The organism is Streptomyces sp. SDT5-1 (genome assembly GCF_052245995.1).
In the GTDB taxonomy this organism is placed as follows: domain Bacteria; phylum Actinomycetota; class Actinomycetes; order Streptomycetales; family Streptomycetaceae; genus Streptomyces.
In genome coordinates this window covers 3,133,535-3,150,500 of sequence record NZ_CM125963.1, presented here as the reverse complement: position 1 = coordinate 3,150,500, position 16,966 = coordinate 3,133,535, and the positions used below count along the sequence as shown (strand labels likewise).

Genomic DNA, 16,966 nt, shown 5'->3' with positions numbered 1-16,966 from the left:
CTTCCTTATGCTCGCCTCATGACTGAGAGCACCGACCTCGGCCCCGAGGACCGCAAGATCGTCACCCTGGCCCGCTCCGCGCGGGCCCGCAACGGTGTGCCCGAGGGCGCGGCCGTGCGCGACGAGACGGGGCGCACGTACGTCGCGGGCACCGTCGCCCTCGACTCCCTGAAGCTGAGCGCGCTGCAGACGGCCGTCGCCATGGCGGTGGCCTCCGGCGCGCAGTCCCTGGAGGCGGCGGCCGTCGTCTCCGCGGCGGACGCGCTGCCGGGCGAGGACCTCGCGGCCGTACGGGATCTGGGCGGGGCCGGTACGCCGGTGTTCCTGGCCGGGGGCGACGGCGCGGTGAAGGAGACGCTGGCGGCCGGCTGACCGCGTTCGACCGTACGCGCGTGTGACCACGCTCACGCCCGCCGCTCACCGGGGTCCTACGGCCCGGGGCGGCGGGCGTCGTGCGTACGGGGTACGGGGGCGTGGTGGGCGGCCGGTGGGACGTGTGGCCCGGGGCGTGGGTCCCGGGGGAGCGGGGGGCCGGGTGGGGACGGAAGGGCGGGGTGGTGGGCCGGGCGGCCCCTGGGGCGGGGGTTCCGCGTGGCTCACGGTGGAGAGGTCGCCCGCTGCGGGTGACCCGACCACGTCCCCAAACAAAGGTTCTGCCTCGTGTTCACCGCTGCTCTTCGCCGTCCCGCCCGCGCTCGTCGTATCGGTACCGCCGCCGTGCTTGCGGCCGCCAGTGGGGTGCTCGTCCTCGCCGGTACGGGGGACGCGTCCGCCGCGACGGGGGCGTCCGACGCCCAGTGGCAGTCCGTCGCCCAGTGCGAGGCGAGTGGGAACTGGGCGGCGAACACCGGGAACGGGTTCTCGGGTGGGCTGCAGTTCACGCCGTCGACGTGGGCGGCGTTCGGCGGTACGCAGTACGCGCCGGCGGCGTATCAGGCGACGCCGCAGCAGCAGATGGCTGTCGCCGACAAGGTGCTCGCGGCCCAGGGCCCGTCCGCGTGGCCCCTCTGCGCCCCCCAGGCGGGCCTCTGACCCCCTGCCCGCCCCACCGCCCTTACGCCACGGGGCTCCGCCCCGGCCCCCGCTGCTCAATCGCCGCAGGGGCTGGATTTGCCCGCGCCTGCCCGTGCCGCGCGCGCCGCACCGGTCTTGCGTCGCGGGGCTCTGCCCCGGTCCCCGCTGCTCAATCGCCGCAGGGGCTGAGAAGTCCGTGCCTCTGCGCGGGCCGGGAGTCGAGCGGCGCCGGGGCTTGAAATGCCCGTGCTGTGCGCGCTGCACCGGTCTTGCGTCGCGGGGCTCCGCCCCGGTCCCCGCTGCTCAATCGCCGCAGGGGCTGAAAAATGCGTGCCTCCGCGCGGGGCGACGCCCAAGCGGCGCAGAAGTCCGTGCCCCGCGCGGGTCGGGACTCAAGCGGCGCAGGGGCTGAGAAGTCCGTGTCTTCGCCCCGCGCCGATACTCAGGCGGCGCTGGGCGGAGCCTCAGATCGCGTCCGGGCCCCGTTCGCCCGTGCGGACGCGGATGATCGTGTCGACCGGGGTGGCCCAGACCTTGCCGTCGCCGATCTTGCCGGTGCGGGCGGCCTGGACGATCGCGTCCATGGCCGGTTCCAGGTCCGCGTCCTCGACGACGAGCTCGATACGGACCTTGGGTACCAGGTCGACCTGGTACTCGGCGCCCCGGTAGACCTCGGTGTGGCCGCGCTGACGGCCGTAGCCGCTGGCCTCCGTCACCGTGAGGCCGTCCACGCCCAGCTCGCGCAGCGCGGTCTTGACCTCGTCGAGGCGGTACGGCTTCACGACCGCGGTGATCAGCTTCATGGCGCGACCTTTCGGGCGACGGGGGCGGCACTGAGGACGCCGTGATCGTACGCACTCTCCGCGTGCGCCGTCTGGTCGAGCCCGGTCGTCTCGTCGTCCGCCGAGGCCCGGAAGCCCATCAGCCGGTCGATGGCCTTGCCGATGCCGTACGTCACCAGGAACGTGTAGGCCGCCACCACCAGCACCGCGAGCAGCTGCTTGCCGAGCTGGGCGAGCCCGCCCCCGTACAGCAGGCCCTCCTTCGCCGGGGAGCCCGTCATCGCCGACGTCGCGAACAGGCCGATGAGCACCGTGCCCACCACGCCGCCGACGAAGTGCACGCCGACGACGTCGAGGGAGTCGTCGTAGGAGAAGCGCAGCTTCCACGCGACGGCGTAGGAGCAGACCACACCGGCGGCAAGGCCCACCACCGCCGCTCCCGGCACGCCCACGACCCCGCACGCCGGCGTGATCGCGACGAGTCCGGCCACCGCACCGGACGCCGCGCCGAACGTCGTCGGGTGCCCGTCCCGCTTCTGCTCGACGAACAGCCAGCCCAGCAGCCCCGTGCAGCCCGCGATCAGGGTGTTGAAGAGGGAGGCCGCCGCGACCCCGTTCGCGCCGAGCGCCGAGCCCCCGTTGAAGCCCAGCCAGCCGAACCACAGCAGCCCCGCGCCCATGACCACCATCGGCAGGTTGTGCGGGCGCATCGCGTCCTTCTTGAAGCCGATGCGCGGGCCGAGAACCAGGCAGAGGGCGAGCCCGGACGCGCCGGACGCGATCTCCACGACCAGGCCGCCCGCGAAGTCGAGCGCACCGAGATGCGTGCTGATCCACCCTCCCGGGCCCCACACCCAGTGCGCCACGGGAACGTATACGAGCAGCGCCCACACCGGTACGAAGACGAGCCACGCCCCGAACTTCGTACGGTCCGCGACCGCCCCGCTGATCAGCGCCGCCGTGAGGATCGCGAACGTCAGCTGAAACGTGGTGAAGAGGAACGTGGGGACCGTGCCGGTCACCGACGCGGGCCCGACCCCGGCCATGCCCACGTGCTGCAGCCCGCCGATCAGCCCGGCGAACGCGTCGTCGCCGAAGGCGAGCGAGTAGCCCGCGACCAGCCACACCACCGTGACGAGGGCGATCGACACGAAGCTCATCATCAGCATGTTCAGGACGCTCTTCGTGCGGACCATGCCGCCGTAGAAGAGGGCGAGCCCGGGTGTCATGAGGAGGACGAGGGCGGTCGCGGCGAGCAGCCAGGCGGTGTCACCCGTGTCGATGGCGGGTGCGGCGAGGGGCACGGTGGTGGCAGGCATGCGCTTCAGCGTCACGGCTCCGCGTTTCCGGAACCGCACGTGTTCGTTTCCGCCGTGTTTCTTGTTGCCGCGTGGTTACCGGCACCTCACTGTGCTGCGGCACCTCCGTCATCGGGGACAATGGGCGCCATGAGCGTTCACACCCCCGCTGCCGAACCCGCCCACCGCGCCGGTTTCGCCTGCTTCGTCGGCCGCCCCAACGCGGGCAAGTCCACCCTCACGAACGCTCTGGTCGGCAAGAAGGTGGCCATCACCTCGAACCGGCCGCAGACCACCCGGCACACCGTCCGCGGCATCGTGCACCGCCCCGACGCCCAGCTGATCCTGGTGGACACCCCGGGCCTGCACAAGCCGCGCACGCTGCTCGGCGAGCGGCTCAACGACGTGGTGCGCACCACGTGGGCCGAGGTCGACGTGATCGGCTTCTGCCTGCCCGCGGACCAGAAGCTCGGCCCCGGCGACAAGTTCATCGCGAAGGAACTCGCGTCGATCAAGAAGACGCCGAAGGTCGCCATCGTCACCAAGACGGACCTCGTCGACAGCAAGACGCTCGCCGAGCAGCTCATCGCCATCGACCAGCTCGGCAAGGAGCTGGGCATCGAGTGGGCGGAGATCGTCCCGGTGTCGGCGGTCGGCGAGAAGCAGGTGGACCTGCTGGCCGATCTGCTGATCCCGATGCTGCCGGAGGGGCCGACGCTCTACCCGGAGGGCGACCTCACCGACGAGCCCGAGCAGGTCATGGTGGCCGAGCTGATCCGCGAGGCCGCCCTCGAAGGCGTCCGCGACGAGCTGCCGCACTCCATCGCCGTCGTGGTGGAGGAGATGCTGCCGCGCGAGGACCGCCCCGCCGACAAGCCGCTCCTCGACATCCACGCCTTCGTCTACATCGAGCGGCCCAGCCAGAAGGGCATCATCATCGGCCCCAAGGGCAAGCGCCTGAAGGACGTCGGCATCAAGTCCCGCAAGCAGATCGAGGCCCTGCTCGGCACGCCCGTCTACCTCGACCTGCACGTCAAGGTCGCCAAGGACTGGCAGCGCGACCCCCGCCAGCTCCGCAAGCTCGGCTTCTGACCCGTCACGGGCTGCTCGGCTGCAGGTCCTGAAGCCCGACCACCCGCAGCAGCTCCAGGCGCTCGTACGTCTCCGTGCCCGGCCGCGCCGAGTGCACGACGAGCTGCTGGCTGTGCCCGTCGCCGACCAGCACCTCGCAGTCCAGGTCGAGGGCGCCGACCACGGGATGCAGGAAACGCTTCGGCGAAGGGCGGCGCACCACCACCTCGTGCGAGGCCCACAGCTCCTCGAACTCCCGTGACGCGGCCCGGAGCTCGGCCACGAGGGCGGCGGGCCCCGGATCGTCCGGGCGGGCCGCGCTGACCGCGCGCAGGCTCGCCACATGGGCGCGGCTGTGCTCCTCGTGCCGCTCGGGCGGGGCCAGCGTGCGACCCTGCGGGTCGGTGAACCAGCGACGGATCAGGTTGGTGCCCGTGTGGTCGCCGGTCAGCGCCACCGACATCGCGTTCTGCGCCAGCATCTCGCCCCAGTCGCTCATCACGCTCGCCGGCAGATCGTGCAGCCGGTCCAGGATCAGCAGCAGCCCCGGCCGCACATGCGCGGACGAGCCGCCGGGCCGGGGCGGCTCGTCGCCCGCCAGATGGAACAGATGGTCGCGCTCGGCGTCGGTCAGGCGCAGCGCCCGGGCCAGCGCGGTCAGCATCTGCCGCGAGGGGTGCGAGCCGCGCCGCTGCTCCAGGCGCGTGTAGTAGTCCGTGGACATCCCGGCGAGCTGCGCCACCTCCTCGCGGCGCAGACCGGGGGTGCGGCGCCGCGGGCCCGCGGTCATGCCCACGTCGGACGGGCTGAGGCGGCCGCGGCAGCGGCGCAGGAAGTCGGCGAGTTCGGCTCGGTTCACCCCTTCAGGATCGCGCGGGGCCCGTCCCGTATCCAGTGCTCAGCCAGGGAGTGCCGCTCCCTGGACAAGCGCGTCTCTCCCGCCCCGGCGGCCGCTGCCACAGGCTTCGGAGCATGGCTACGACAACGAGGAGGCGGCCATGCTGACACTGGTGACGGGCGCGACGGGGCAGGTCGGGCGGCGGTTCGTGCCGCGCCTTCTGAAGGCGGCGCCGCAGGGCGACCGGGTGCGGGTGCTCGTACGGGACGCGGCGCGCGGCGAGCGCTTCGCGGAGCTCGGCGCCGACGTCGTCGTCGGCGATCTGAGGGACGTGGAGGTGCTGGGCAAGGCGACGGCGGGCGCGGACCGCGTGGTGAACGTCGCCGCGGCCTTCCGCGGGGTGCCCGACGAGGAGGCGCGGGCGGTCAACCGGGACGCGGCGATCGAGCTGGGCAGGGCCGCGGTGGCCTCGGGCGTGCACCGGTTCGTGCAGGTCAGCACGGGCCTCGTATACGGCGAGGGGCGCGGCAGGCCGCTGGTCGAGGGCGACGAGACCCGGCCGGGCGGACAGCTGTGGGGCGCCTACCCGCAGTCCAAGTGGGAGGCCGAGCGGGCCCTCGGCGCCATGGAAGGCCTCGACGACCTGCGGATCGGGCGGCTGCCCTTCGTGTACGGCGACGGGGACCCGCACCTGGACGCCGTGCTGGAGTGGGCTGTCGCGTGGCCCGCGATGCAGCGGCTGCACATGGGGCACCACGTGGATGTGGCGCAAGGACTGCGCAGGCTCTTGTACGCGTCCGGCGCCGCCGGCGTGTACAACATCGCGGACGACGCGCCGGTGACCACGGTCGACATCCTCGGCCTCGGCGGCGTCCCGGTGCCGCCCGAGGCGTACGAGAAGGCGGCGGACCCGTGGCATTCGGTGATGTCCACGGACCGTATCCGGCACGAGCTTGGCTACCGGCCCGTGTTCCCCTCGGTGTGGACGGCGCGGGACGCCGGGGTGCTCTAGCTAGGCGCCTTCCTTGAGGACGCGGGAGATCAGTTTGCGCTGTTCCTCCGTGAGGCGGGGGTCCGCGCAGTAGACGGTCCTTCCGTCCACGGTGATCGTGTAGCTGAAGCCGTCCGGGACCCCTATCGGCGGGGTGTCCCGGCCGGCGGCCACGGCCTTCTCGGCCAGGGCCTGCCACTCGTGGGCATCGGACCGGCCCGCCGTGTCCACCTCGGCGTGCCGGTCGATGCCGGCGAATCCGCCCGTGCGCGATACGTGAATACGCATGGGTCCCTGTCTACTCCAAGCGGCGCCTACTGGGTAGGAACGCCGACCTGTTCCCAGGCCTTGAGGACCGACTGGTACTCTTCGCCGCCGCCGTAGCGGGCCTGCGCGGCCTTCACGGTCGCCTTGGCGAAGTCGGCGAACAGGCAGTCCTGCTTCAGCTCGCCGCCGGTCAGCGTGTCGAACCAGATCTGGCCCGCCCGCTCCCACGCGTGCCCGCCGAGCGAGTCGGCCAGGATGTAGAACGCGTGGTTGGGGATGCCGGAGTTGATGTGCACCCCGCCGTTGTCCCGGCCCGTCTTCACGAAGTGGTCCATGTCGGCGGGCTGCGGGTCCTTGCCGAGGACGTCGTCGTCGTACGCCGTGCCGGGCGCCTTCATGGAGCGCAGGGCGACCCCGGTGACGCGCGGCGCGAGCAGCCCCGCGCCGATCAGCCAGTCGGCCTCGGCGGCGGTCTGGCCCAGCGTGTACTGCTTGATGAGGGAGCCGAAGACGTCCGACATCGACTCGTTCAGCGCGCCCGGCTGGCCGAAGTACGTCAGGTTCGCCGTGTACTGCGTGACGCCGTGGGTCAGCTCGTGGCCGATGACGTCGACGGGGATGGTGAAGTCGAGGAAGATCTCCCCGTCACCGTCGCCGAACACCATCTGCTCGCCGTTCCAGAACGCGTTGTTGTAGTCCTCGGAGTAGTGCACCGTCGCGTTCAGCGGCAGTCCGTTGCCGTCGATCGAGTGGCGGGAGAACTTCTCCAGGTACAGCTCGAACGTCGCGCCGAGCCCCGCGTACGCGCGGTTGACGGTGGCGTCCTTGCCGGGCTTGTCCCCCTCGCCGCGCACCTTCCGCCCCGGCAGCTCCGTGCGGTGCCTGGCGTCGTAGATGGTGCGGTGCGGCTTCTGGCCCGACACGCCGGCCGGCGGGGCGACGGAGGGCGCGCCGATGACGGTCGTCATCCGGCGGTGCGTGCGCTCGAAGGCGTCGCGCTCCAGGGAGCGGCGGGCGCGGGCGGCGATCGCGGAGTCCTCGCTCTGAGCTGCCTTGTCGAGGACGTGGGGCGGCACGATGGTGCAGAAAACGGGCTCGAACCCCGCTGGGTTCCCCGTGGATTTCGCGGTCATGCGAGGCAATGTGGCACTGGGTCATGCCGCTGTCACTACCTGCCACCATGATTAGCGAAATAGAGGTATTGATCACCTCTTACCCGTTACCTGCTCCCGGTCCCGCATACTGATACGGCCCTTTGCGATCAGCGGGAGTCGGCTAAGCTGCTGTGCATCATGCGTTACGGGCTGCTTCTCCTTAGCTGCCGCGGCGAGGGCCTGTAGTCGAGGCCGACCCCCTCCCCGCGGAGTTTGGCGTTGCGCCGTCGGCCGACTGACCGGCCACCTTTCTAGGAGCCCACGCATCATGCCGAACTTCCAGCGCCCCTCCGCCCTGCCGATCCACAAGTACGGCCAGTACGAGCAGGTCGACATCCCGGACCGCACCTGGCCCGACAACCGGATCACCAAGGCGCCCCGCTGGCTCTCCACGGACCTGCGCGACGGCAACCAGGCCCTGATCGACCCGATGTCGCCCGCCCGCAAGCGCGAGATGTTCGACCTGCTGGTGAAGATGGGCTACAAGGAGATCGAGGTCGGCTTCCCCAGCTCCGGGCAGACCGACTTCGACTTCGTACGCTCGATCATCGAGGAGCCGGGGGCCATCCCCGACGACGTCACGATCTCCGTGCTGACCCAGGCCCGCGAGGACCTGATCGCCCGGACCGTGGAGTCCATCGTCGGCGCCAAGCGCGCCACCGTGCACCTGTACAACGCGACGGCGCCGGTCTTCCGCGAGGTCGTCTTCCGCGGCTCCCGCGACGACATCAAGAAGATCGCCGTCGACGGCACCCGCCTGGTCATGGAGTACGCGGAGAAGCTGCTGGGCCCGGAGACCACCTTCGGCTACCAGTACTCGCCGGAGATCTTCACGGACACCGAGCTGGACTTCGCCCTGGAGGTCTGCGAGGCCGTCTGCGACGTGTGGCAGCCCGGCCCGGACCGCGAGATCATCCTGAACCTGCCCGCCACCGTGGAGCGTTCGACGCCGTCCACGCACGCCGACCGCTTCGAGTGGATGGGCCGCCACCTGACCCGCCGCGAGTTCGTCTGCCTGTCGGTGCACCCGCACAACGACCGGGGCACCGCCGTCGCCGCCGCCGAGCTGGCCGTCATGGCGGGCGCCGACCGCGTCGAGGGCTGCCTGTTCGGCCAGGGCGAGCGCACCGGCAACGTCGACCTGGTCACCCTGGGCATGAACCTGTTCTCGCAGGGCGTCGACCCGCAGATCGACTTCTCGGACATCGACGAGATCCGTCGCACGGCCGAGTACTGCAACCAGATGGAGATCCACCCGCGCCACCCCTACGCGGGCGACCTCGTCTACACCGCCTTCTCCGGCTCCCACCAGGACGCCATCAAGAAGGGCTTCGAGGCGATGGAGGTCCGCGCCCAGAAGGCCGGCAAGACCGTCGACGACATCGAGTGGGCCGTCCCGTACCTGCCGATCGACCCGAAGGACGTCGGCCGCTCCTACGAGGCCGTCATCCGCGTCAACTCGCAGTCCGGCAAGGGCGGCATCGCGTACGTCCTGAAGAACGACCACAGCCTGGACCTGCCGCGCCGTATGCAGGTCGAGTTCTCCAAGGTCATCCAGCAGAAGACGGACGCCGAGGGTGGCGAGGTCACGCCGAAGGACATCTGGAGCGTCTTCCAGGACGAGTACCTGCCGAACCCGGGCAACCCATGGGGCCGCATCCAGGTCAAGAACGGGCAGACGACCACCGACAAGGACGGCGTCGACACCCTGACCGTCGAGGCCGAGGTCGACGGCGAGGAGCAGGTCCTGGTCGGCACCGGCAACGGTCCGATCTCCGCCTTCTTCCACGCCCTGCAGGGCATCGACATCGACGCGCGGCTGCTGGACTACCAGGAGCACACGATGAGCGAGGGCGCCTCCGCCGTCGCCGCCTCGTACATCGAGGTGGCCATCGGCGACAAGGTTCTGTGGGGCATCGGCATCGATGCGAACACGACACGTGCCTCGCTGAAGGCGGTCGTCTCCGCGGTCAACCGCGCGACCCGCTGACGGTCCTGAGCTGGAACGACTCGGCCCCGTGCACCTTTTGTGGGTGTCCGGGGCCGCGTCGCGTACCGGCCAGGAACGAGCGGTTCCGTGACCTCGGCGTGACCAAGGTACTGACGCCGCATCAACAATGTGGCTAACATCACGCCAACGCCGCGATGATGCGGCGCCACGACGGGAGGTGTGCGACGTGCTGCCGAATCATGGACGCATGGGACTGACCGGGCTCTCGCGGGTGTTCGGTGTGCACACCATATGGACCACCGTGGGCGACGGTGAGTTCTTCTGCCCCGGCTGCGGCGGCGATCGCAACTACCAACGCCGAACCGGCAAACGCCGCTTGGTCCTCCTCGGCGTCCCCGTCGTGCCGCGCGGACAGGCCGGGCCCGTCGTCGAATGCGCGGCCTGCCAGGGCCGGTACGGCACGGACGCCCTCGACCACCCCACCACGCACCGCTTCTCCGCGATGCTGCGCGACGCCGTGCACACCGTCGTCCTCGCGGTCCTCGCGGGTGGCGGAACGTCTCCGCTCGCGCTCGAGTGCGCGGTCGGTACGTTGCGGGAAGCCGGCTTCGAGGACACCTCCGAGGAACAACTCGCGGCGCTCGTCGACGCGTTGATGACCGACGCGGGGCGGGTCGCCGAGCAGTGCGGGGCGGGGGCAGGGCTCGCCATAGAGCTGCACGAGGCGCTCGACCCGCTGGCCCAGCATCTCGCTCCGGCCGGGCGGGAGTCGATCCTGCTGCAAGGGGCGAGGATCGCGCTGGCGGACGGGGTGTACTCGGCGGGGGAGCGGGATGTGCTCGGCACGGTGGGCGCCGCGCTCACGCTGTGCACGGATGAGGTGGGCGAGCTGCTGCTGGCCGCCGCGCGAACGCCCAGCTGAGCCGGGCTCGCACCCCGGGGCCGTTACTCCCCGGGGAGTACGCGGTCGCTCATGACGCCCCGCGCAGTACCCGGTAAGTCGGCCCGTCGGGCGACGTGGTGGGGCCTTCTCGGTCGGAATCTGGTGGTGCTGGATTTCGATACCGGAGAGGGGTCAACCCATGAGGCGGATCGCGGTTCCCTGGGGGGTGCTCGCGCTGTGGATCGCCGTGCTCGCGCTCGCGGGGCCCTTCGCGGGGAAGCTCGGCGACGTACAGCACGACCGGGCCGTCGACTACCTGCCCGCGAGCGCGGACTCGACGCAGGTCGCGAAGATCCAGGAGCGGCTGCCGGGCGGCGAGACGACCGAGCTGGTGCTCGTGTACCACCGGGACGGCGGCCTCACCGCCGCCGACCGGGAGACCGCCGCGCGGCAAGTCGCCGAGGTCGACCGCGAGTTGGATCTCGTGAAGGCGCCCGAGGGAGTGCCGTCGAAGAGCGGGGACACCCTGATGTACCCCGTCGCGAGCACCGGCCCCGGCACGGACGAGAAGGCGCGCGACGCGTTCGTGAACGACGTGCGGGACGTCGCGCACGACACCGCGGGGATGGGCGTCGACGTCGGCGGGCCAGGGGCGCTGGCCACCGACGCGTCCGAGGTCTACCAGTCGCTCGACGGGCCGCTGCTCTACACCACCGTCGCCGTCGTCGCCCTGCTGCTGATCCTGATCTACCGCAGCCCGTTCCTGTGGCTCGTGCCGCTCGCCGTGGCCGGCGTCGCCGACTTCCTGTCGATGGGCGTCGCGTACGGCCTCAACCAGGCCTTCGGGACGACCATCAGCGGGCAGAGCCAGGGCGTGATGACGATTCTCGTGTTCGGCGCGGGGACCGACTACGCGCTGCTGATCGTGTCGCGGTACCGGGAGGAACTCAGGAGGTTCGAGCGGCCGTACGAGGCGATGCGCGCGGCCCTGCGCGGCTGCGGGCCCGCCGTGCTGGCCTCGTCCGCGACCGTGGCCGCCGGGCTGCTGTGCCTGTTGGCGGCCGACCTCAACTCCAGCCGCGGCATGGGCCCGTTGGGCGCCGTCGGCGTGCTGTGCGCGCTCGTCGCCATGCTGACGCTGCTGCCCGCCGTGCTCGTGCTGCTCGGCCGGCGGGTGTTCTGGCCGCTGGTGCCCGCGTTCGGCTCGCGGCCCAAGGAGCGCAGGTCGCTGTTCACGGCGATGGGCTCGTCGGCGGGGCGCAGGCCGCGCGCCGTCCTCGGGGTCGGCGCCGTGCTGCTCGGGGCGCTCGCGCTCGGCTCGTTCGCGCTGCCCGGCAGCCTCGAGCAGGAGGACTCCTTCACCGACAGGCCCGACTCGGTCGTCGCGATGCGCACTCTCGCCGACGCCTACCCGGAGTCGAGCAGCCAGCCCATCACCGTCATCGCGCCGACCGGAAAGGCGGGGGAAGCACTCGCCACGGCACGCGCCACCGACGGCGTGTCCCGGGCGAACAGCGGCCGCAGCGGCGGCGGTTGGACCGAGATCGACGTCGTCGCGAAGGCCGCGCCGCAGACCCCGGCCGAGACCGCCACCCTTGAGGCGCTGCGCGAAGGACTCGACGGGCAGGGCGCCTACGTCGGCGGGCCGAGCGCCGAACAGCTCGACCTGAAGGACACCAACGCCCGCGACCGGCTCGTCGTCGTGCCCATCGTGCTCGCCGCCGTGCTGCTGATCCTCGTCGTGCTGCTGCGCAGCCTCGTCGCGCCGCTGCTGCTGCTCACCGCCGTCGTCGCGGTGTGGGGCGCGGCCCTCGGCATCGGCGGGCTCGTCTTCGGGCCGCTGTTCGGTTTCGACGGCACCGACCCGGGGCTCGGCCTGCTGTCCTTCGTGTTCCTCGTCGCCCTCGGCGTCGACTACGGGATCTTCCTGATGCACCGGATGCGCGAGGAGGTGCTCGGCGGGGCGCCCACCGGGGCGGCGGCGCTGACCGCGCTGCGCACGACAGGGGCGGTGATCGCGTCGGCGGGCCTCGTCCTCGCGGCCACGTTCTCCGTGCTCACCAGCATGCCGATGGTCCAACTCGTCGAGCTGGGCTTCGTGATCGCGGTCGGGGTGCTGCTCGACACCTTCCTCGTCCGCACGTACCTCGTCACGTCGGCGTCGTACGCCCTCGGGCGGAAGGTGTGGTGGCCGGGGCCGCTGTCCCGGGCGCGCGACGAGGCCGCGCCGCCGCCCGCGCAGGAACGGGAGCTCGCTCCGACCCCCTGAACCCGGGACGTACGCAAGTGGTGGCGCGCCCCTCCCTGCCGGAGGGGCGCGCCCATGACCGAAGATGGGGCGGTGGACGTGACACGTCTCCTCCTGCCCGGGGCCGCGGCACGGCGCCCCGGCCCGCCGGACCCCGGCCGCGTACGGCGCGCGGACGCGCTGCTCGCCGCGGCGCTCGCGGTCGCCGACGTGTGCGTGGCGCTGTTCGTGCCCGCCGACGGACGGCAGCCGACGGCCGTCGGCTGGGCGCTGCTCGTCGGCGCGCACGTGCCGCTGGTGTGGCGGCGCCGGGCACCGCTCGCCGCGTTCCTCGCGCTCGTCGCGCTGGTCCTGCCGTACCACGCGCTGGACTTCCACCACACGGCGCCGCTGCTCGGCTCGCTGTGCGGGCTGTTCACCGTCGCGATGACGGGACGGCCGCGACGCACGGTGCTGATCGGCGTCGGCGTCGTCGGCCTGATGCTCGCGGTCAAGTTCGGCCACGGCATGGCCGAGGGCACGCAGGCGCTGCGGGTCTCCGGGTGGATCGTCGTCGTGCTGCTCCTGGGCGTGTACGTGCGGGTGCACCGGCAGTACCTGGCGTCCGTCGTGGAGCGGGCCGAGCGGGCGGAGCGGACGCGGGAGGAGGAGGCGCGGCGGCGGGTCGCGGAGGAACGGCTGCGGGTGGCGCGCGACCTGCACGATCTGCTCGCGCACAGCATCACGCTCGTCGGCGTGCAGACGTCCGTCGCGGCGCACGTCCTGAACGCCGATCCGGACCGGCTCGACCGGGCCGCCGTCGCCAAGGCGCTCGACGACATCGCGGAGACCTGCCGCTCGGCGCGCGGCGAACTCCGCGCCACGCTTGAGGTGCTGCGCTCGTCGCCGGACGAGGCGCGGGGCCCGCTGCCGGGCGTGGACGGGATACCGGAGCTGGCGGAGGCGGCGCGCACGGCGGGCGCCACCGTGCGCTGCGACGTCGACGTGCCGGAGGTTCCCGCGGCGGTGGGCGCGGCGGCGTACCGGATCGTGCAGGAGGCGCTGACGAACGCGGTACGGCACGGTGGGGCGGGTCTGTCGGTGAGCGTCGCGCTGCGCGCGGCGTCCGGTGCGGTGGAGGTGTCCGTGGTGGACGACGGGGTGGGGGCGGGGCCCTCGACGGCGGAGCCGGGCTTCGGCCTGGTGGGCATGCGGGAGCGGGCGCGCAGCGTCGGAGGGGCGCTGGACGCGGGACCGCGCGCGGAGGGCGGCTTCGAGGTGCGGGCCGCGCTGCCGTACGCCGCCGCCCACGGGCTCGGGGAGGTCGAGGCGTGACCCGTGTCCGCGTGCTGCTCGCCGACGACCAGACGCTCGTCCGTGCCGCCTTCGCCATGCTCGTGGAGTCCGCCCCGGGCATGGAGGTCGTGGGGCAGGCCGGGACCGGGCGCGAGGCCGTGGCGCTCGCCCGGCAGACGCGGGCCGACCTCGTCGTCATGGACATCCGGATGCCCGACATCGACGGCATCGAGGCCACCCGGCTGCTCGCCGCGGACGAGGAGCTGTCGGGCGTGAAGGTGCTGGTGCTCACCACGTACGACACCGACGAGCACGTCGTCGAGGCGCTGCGGGCCGGCGCGTCCGGGTTCCTGGTCAAGGACACCAGGCCGGCCGAACTCCTGGACGCGATCCGGGTGGTGGCCGCGGGGGAGTCGCTGCTGTCGCCAGGACCCACCGCCCGGCTCATCGCCCGCGTGCTGCGCGCGCCCGACGTGCCCGCGCCCGCCTGCGGGACCCTGGGGCAGCTGTCGGAGCGCGAGCTTCAGGTGCTGACGCTCGTCGCGCGCGGGCTCAACAACGCGGAGATCGCCGAGGCCCTCGGGCTCAGCCCGCTCACCGCGAAGACCCACGTCAGCCGCATCATGGGCAAGCTGGCCGCACGCGACAGGGCGCAGCTGGTGATCACGGCGTACGAGTCGGGGCTCGTGACGCCGCCGTCGGGTGCAGAGGCTCGTACAGGCCCAGCTCGCCGCCGCCCGGAAGCCGGAGCGACGTGAGGCGGCCCCAGCGCAGCTCCTGGACGCCGGACGTGAACTCGACGCCCTTCGCGGTCAGTTCGGCGACGGTCGCGTGCACGTCGTCGCACATCAGCATCAGCTCGTGCCGGGGTGCGTCGTCCGTCGGATGCACCGCCAGCTCGGAGGGCGGCGCCGCGAAGATCAGCCAGCCGCCTCCGGCGTCCACGTGCGGGAAGCCGAGCACGTCGCGGAGGAAGGCCCGGTCGGCGTCCGCGTCGGAGGAGTAGAGGATGGTGTGCGCCCCTGTGATCATGCGGGGAGCGTAGCGGCGCGCGGCGCGGTCAGCCGGAAGGCGTGGCCAGGCTGTAGGCGATGCCGTCCGCCGTCTCCATCTCCAGGCCCGCCGCGTACTGCGCCTCGTACGTGCTGTCGCCGACGGCCTCCCTGATGCGCAGCTCAGTGCGGCGCCGGGTGGCCACCAGTTCGGGCGAGCCCAGCTGGGGGCGGCCCAGGCCGAGCCACATCCGCTGGGCGATGCCGAGGAGCCGTGCCGAGCGACGGAACTCGCCGAGCGCGCTCAGGGAGGAGGCGAGCGCCTCCACCGCGAGCGCGACCCCGACACGGTCGCGGAACCGGGACTTGCCCGCGATGGTGGCGAGGGCGTGCCGCGCCGCCTCGTCGGGGCGCCCCTGCCCGTTCGCCGCGAGGGCCGCCGCCCAGCTGGCCCAGGTGTGCGACCAGCGCTCGCCGCGACGCCCGCACTCCTCCTCGAGGGCGCGCGCCACCCTGGATGCCTCCGCGAACTCGCCCGACAGGACGTGCACGAGCGCCCGCCCGGCCGTCGACAGGCACCAGGCCGAGTCGTAGGGACCGACGTATCCGCGCAGGTCCGGAGCGGCGTCGATGACCTCCGCCGCCTCCCGCAGCCGGCCCATCAGACACAGCGAGGTGCTCTCCAGGTAGGCGGTGGCCATCACCAGCTCCGGCGACGGCGTCGGCAGAGAGCGGTCGCGGAACAGGCCCGCCACCTTCAGGCCCGTCTCCGTGTCGCCCTGCGAGAGCGCCGCCGTCGCCCGCGCCCACAGGGCCAGCGCGTACTCGGGCCCCGGCCGCTCCGGCAGGGCGAGCGCGGCCTCCGCGTACCTGCGGCCCTCACGGGCGAATCCGCACGGGAACCAGAGGATCCACAGGTGCCCGCACAGCCGCTGGGCGGCCGGTCCGTCGCGGGTCTCCAGGCAGAAGTCGAGCGCCGTGCGGAAGTTGGCGTGGTCCGTGATCAGCCGCTCGTACCAGCGCTCCTGCTCGCGCCCCATCCAGCCCGCGTCGGCCCGCCGCGCGAGGTCCAGGTGGAAGTCCCGGTGCCTGCGCCGCGCCCCCGCCACCTCGCCGGGGCCGAGCTGTTCGAGCCACGACGCCCCGAACTCGCGGACCGTGTCGAGCATGTCGTGGCGACCGCCGGGCCGCCGCCGCACCAGCGACTTCGCGACGAGCCCGGAGAGCGCCCCGGCCACCGCGTCCGCGTCGAGCGGCCCGCCGCGCCCCACGGCCCGCGCGCCCGCCGGGTCGAAGCCGCCGGTGAACACGGAGAGCCGCGCCCACAGCAGCCGTTCGAGCGGAGTGCACAGTTCGTGGCTCCAGCCGATGGTGGCGCGCAGCGTGCGGTGGCGCGGCGGCCCCGCGTGCGCGGAGGTGGCGGTCAGCGCGTCGAGGCGGTCGCCGAGCAGCGATCCGAGCCGCTCCAGGGGCAGTTCGGAGAGCCGGGCCGCGGCCAGCTCGATGGCGAGCGGGATGCCGTCGAGGTGCCGGCAGACGGCCTCGACGACGGCCCGCTCACCCGCACCGAGCCGGAATCCGGGCGAGGCGAGCGCCGCCCGGTCGGCGAAGAGCGCGACCGCGTCGCCGGGCCGCCCCTCGTCGCCGTCCGCGGTCACGGGCAGCGGCGCGACCGCGAACCGGTGCTCGTCGGCGAGGCCGAGCGGCTGCCTGCTCGTCGCGAGGACCCGCAGTCCGGGCGCCCCGTCGAGCAGCCTGCGGACGAGCCCCGCGCAGTCGTCGAGCAGATGCTCGCAGGTGTCGAGGACCAGCAGGACCCGCTTGTCGGCGAGCCACTGGGCGACGACGTCGACGGCGTCCTCGTTGGAGTTGTCGGCGAGCCGCAGCTCCTCCAGCAGGACGTTGCCGAGCAGCGTCGGGTCGCGCAGCGGGGACAGCGGCACGAAGCAGACGGAGTCGGCGACGCGCGGCCCCGCGCGCAGCGCGAGGCGGGCGGCGAGCCGGGTCTTGCCGACCCCGCCGACGCCGGTCAGGGTGAGCAGCCGGTGATCGCTCAGCTCCTGTTCCAGATAGCCGAGTTCGGCCTCGCGGCCGATGAACCGGGTGACCTCGACGGGCAGCGTTTCCACGGCCACAGTCTGCTCCGTCCCGGGCCCCGGCTCCCCGCGTTCCGCCGAGCCGGGCCGGTAACCGCACACCCCG

General features: G+C 72.7%; 16 protein-coding genes. 9 read left to right on the top strand and 7 right to left on the bottom strand.

Going from position 1 to position 16,966, the window contains the following annotated elements; translation table 11 throughout:
- The first annotated feature begins 18 nt into the window (after positions 1-18).
- The gene (locus tag ACTWJ8_RS14740) at positions 19-372 is read left to right on the top strand and encodes a cytidine deaminase (RefSeq protein ID WP_443264059.1); all 354 of its coding nucleotides are present in this window, start codon (positions 19-21) and stop codon (positions 370-372) included.
- 288 nt (positions 373-660) lie between these two features.
- Positions 661-1,032 (top strand): transglycosylase family protein, encoded by a 372-nt coding sequence (locus tag ACTWJ8_RS14735; protein ID WP_356377108.1) that lies wholly within the window; start codon positions 661-663, stop codon positions 1,030-1,032.
- Between the two features lie 446 nt (positions 1,033-1,478).
- Here the strand turns inward: ACTWJ8_RS14735 and ACTWJ8_RS14730 are convergent, their stop codons facing one another.
- Both ACTWJ8_RS14730 and ACTWJ8_RS14725 read right to left on the bottom strand, forming a co-directional pair.
- On the bottom strand, positions 1,479-1,817 hold the full coding sequence (locus ACTWJ8_RS14730; protein ID WP_356377111.1) for a P-II family nitrogen regulator: 339 nt from the start codon (positions 1,815-1,817) through the stop codon (positions 1,479-1,481).
- A complete protein-coding gene (locus tag ACTWJ8_RS14725; protein ID WP_356377114.1) occupies positions 1,814-3,115 on the bottom strand; it encodes an ammonium transporter in 1,302 nt (433 codons plus the stop codon). The genes ACTWJ8_RS14730 and ACTWJ8_RS14725 overlap by 4 nt, the downstream gene beginning before the upstream one ends.
- A 120-nt stretch (positions 3,116-3,235) precedes the next feature.
- Here ACTWJ8_RS14725 and era point away from each other — a divergent pair, with 120 nt between their 5' ends.
- The gene (gene era / locus ACTWJ8_RS14720; RefSeq protein WP_356377117.1) at positions 3,236-4,186 is read left to right on the top strand and encodes a GTPase Era; all 951 of its coding nucleotides are present in this window, start codon (positions 3,236-3,238) and stop codon (positions 4,184-4,186) included.
- Between the two features lie 4 nt (positions 4,187-4,190).
- On the opposite strand, the gene ACTWJ8_RS14715 is transcribed toward era, so the two are convergent.
- Positions 4,191-5,024 carry a helix-turn-helix transcriptional regulator gene (locus ACTWJ8_RS14715; protein ID WP_356377120.1) on the bottom strand — a complete coding sequence of 278 codons (834 nt, stop codon included), beginning with the start codon at positions 5,022-5,024 and terminating at the stop codon, positions 4,191-4,193.
- 139 nt (positions 5,025-5,163) lie between these two features.
- On the opposite strand from ACTWJ8_RS14715, the gene ACTWJ8_RS14710 reads away from it, so the two are divergent.
- The gene (locus tag ACTWJ8_RS14710) at positions 5,164-6,015 is read left to right on the top strand and encodes an NAD-dependent epimerase/dehydratase family protein (protein ID WP_443264058.1); all 852 of its coding nucleotides are present in this window, start codon (positions 5,164-5,166) and stop codon (positions 6,013-6,015) included.
- On the opposite strand, the gene ACTWJ8_RS14705 is transcribed toward ACTWJ8_RS14710, so the two are convergent.
- Positions 6,016-6,282 carry a protealysin inhibitor emfourin gene (locus ACTWJ8_RS14705; RefSeq protein ID WP_356377126.1) on the bottom strand — a complete coding sequence of 89 codons (267 nt, stop codon included), beginning with the start codon at positions 6,280-6,282 and terminating at the stop codon, positions 6,016-6,018.
- A 26-nt stretch (positions 6,283-6,308) separates the two neighbouring features.
- Complete coding sequence (locus ACTWJ8_RS14700) at positions 6,309-7,394, bottom strand: M4 family metallopeptidase (protein ID WP_443264057.1); 1,086 nt, start codon at positions 7,392-7,394, stop codon at positions 6,309-6,311.
- Positions 7,395-7,683: 289 nt separating this feature from the next.
- Between ACTWJ8_RS14700 and leuA the strand changes: the two genes are divergently transcribed.
- The 5 genes from leuA to ACTWJ8_RS14675 all read left to right on the top strand — a co-directional run bounded on the left by leuA (position 7,684) and on the right by ACTWJ8_RS14675 (position 14,530).
- A complete protein-coding gene (gene leuA, locus ACTWJ8_RS14695) occupies positions 7,684-9,405 on the top strand; it encodes a 2-isopropylmalate synthase (protein WP_443264056.1) in 1,722 nt (573 codons plus the stop codon).
- Between the two features lie 187 nt (positions 9,406-9,592).
- Positions 9,593-10,288 carry a TerB family tellurite resistance protein gene (locus tag ACTWJ8_RS14690; RefSeq protein WP_443264055.1) on the top strand — a complete coding sequence of 232 codons (696 nt, stop codon included), beginning with the start codon at positions 9,593-9,595 and terminating at the stop codon, positions 10,286-10,288.
- 160 nt (positions 10,289-10,448) lie between these two features.
- Positions 10,449-12,518 carry an MMPL family transporter gene (locus ACTWJ8_RS14685; RefSeq protein WP_443264054.1) on the top strand — a complete coding sequence of 690 codons (2,070 nt, stop codon included), beginning with the start codon at positions 10,449-10,451 and terminating at the stop codon, positions 12,516-12,518.
- A 54-nt stretch (positions 12,519-12,572) separates the two neighbouring features.
- A complete protein-coding gene (locus ACTWJ8_RS14680; RefSeq protein WP_443264053.1) occupies positions 12,573-13,811 on the top strand; it encodes a sensor histidine kinase in 1,239 nt (412 codons plus the stop codon).
- Positions 13,808-14,530, top strand: coding sequence for a response regulator (locus tag ACTWJ8_RS14675; protein ID WP_443264052.1), 723 nt, complete (start codon positions 13,808-13,810; stop codon positions 14,528-14,530). Before ACTWJ8_RS14680 ends, ACTWJ8_RS14675 begins: the two co-directional genes overlap by 4 nt.
- On the opposite strand, the gene ACTWJ8_RS14670 is transcribed toward ACTWJ8_RS14675, so the two are convergent.
- Positions 14,436-14,804 carry a VOC family protein gene (locus tag ACTWJ8_RS14670; protein ID WP_356377146.1) on the bottom strand — a complete coding sequence of 123 codons (369 nt, stop codon included), beginning with the start codon at positions 14,802-14,804 and terminating at the stop codon, positions 14,436-14,438. The two genes, ACTWJ8_RS14675 and ACTWJ8_RS14670, sit on opposite strands and share 95 nt — an antisense overlap.
- 28 nt (positions 14,805-14,832) lie before the next feature.
- Entirely contained in the window at positions 14,833-16,893 is a 2,061-nt protein-coding gene (locus tag ACTWJ8_RS14665; protein WP_443264051.1) for an ATP-binding protein, read from the bottom strand.
- Positions 16,894-16,966: the final 73 nt, after the last annotated feature.

Coding starts and splice junctions, on each gene's coding strand:
- ACTWJ8_RS14725 (WP_356377114.1), bottom strand. CDS start 3,115: ATGCCTGCCACCACCGTGCCCCTCGCCGCACCCGCCATCGACACGGGT.
- ACTWJ8_RS14730 (WP_356377111.1), bottom strand. CDS start 1,817: ATGAAGCTGATCACCGCGGTCGTGAAGCCGTACCGCCTCGACGAGGTC.
- ACTWJ8_RS14700 (WP_443264057.1), bottom strand. CDS start 7,394: ATGACCGCGAAATCCACGGGGAACCCAGCGGGGTTCGAGCCCGTTTTC.
- ACTWJ8_RS14705 (WP_356377126.1), bottom strand. CDS start 6,282: ATGCGTATTCACGTATCGCGCACGGGCGGATTCGCCGGCATCGACCGG.
- ACTWJ8_RS14670 (WP_356377146.1), bottom strand. CDS start 14,804: ATGATCACAGGGGCGCACACCATCCTCTACTCCTCCGACGCGGACGCC.
- ACTWJ8_RS14710 (WP_443264058.1), top strand. CDS start 5,164: ATGCTGACACTGGTGACGGGCGCGACGGGGCAGGTCGGGCGGCGGTTC.
- leuA (WP_443264056.1), top strand. CDS start 7,684: ATGCCGAACTTCCAGCGCCCCTCCGCCCTGCCGATCCACAAGTACGGC.
- ACTWJ8_RS14685 (WP_443264054.1), top strand. CDS start 10,449: ATGAGGCGGATCGCGGTTCCCTGGGGGGTGCTCGCGCTGTGGATCGCC.
- era (WP_356377117.1), top strand. CDS start 3,236: ATGGGCGCCATGAGCGTTCACACCCCCGCTGCCGAACCCGCCCACCGC.
- ACTWJ8_RS14680 (WP_443264053.1), top strand. CDS start 12,573: ATGACCGAAGATGGGGCGGTGGACGTGACACGTCTCCTCCTGCCCGGG.
- ACTWJ8_RS14740 (WP_443264059.1), top strand. CDS start 19: ATGACTGAGAGCACCGACCTCGGCCCCGAGGACCGCAAGATCGTCACC.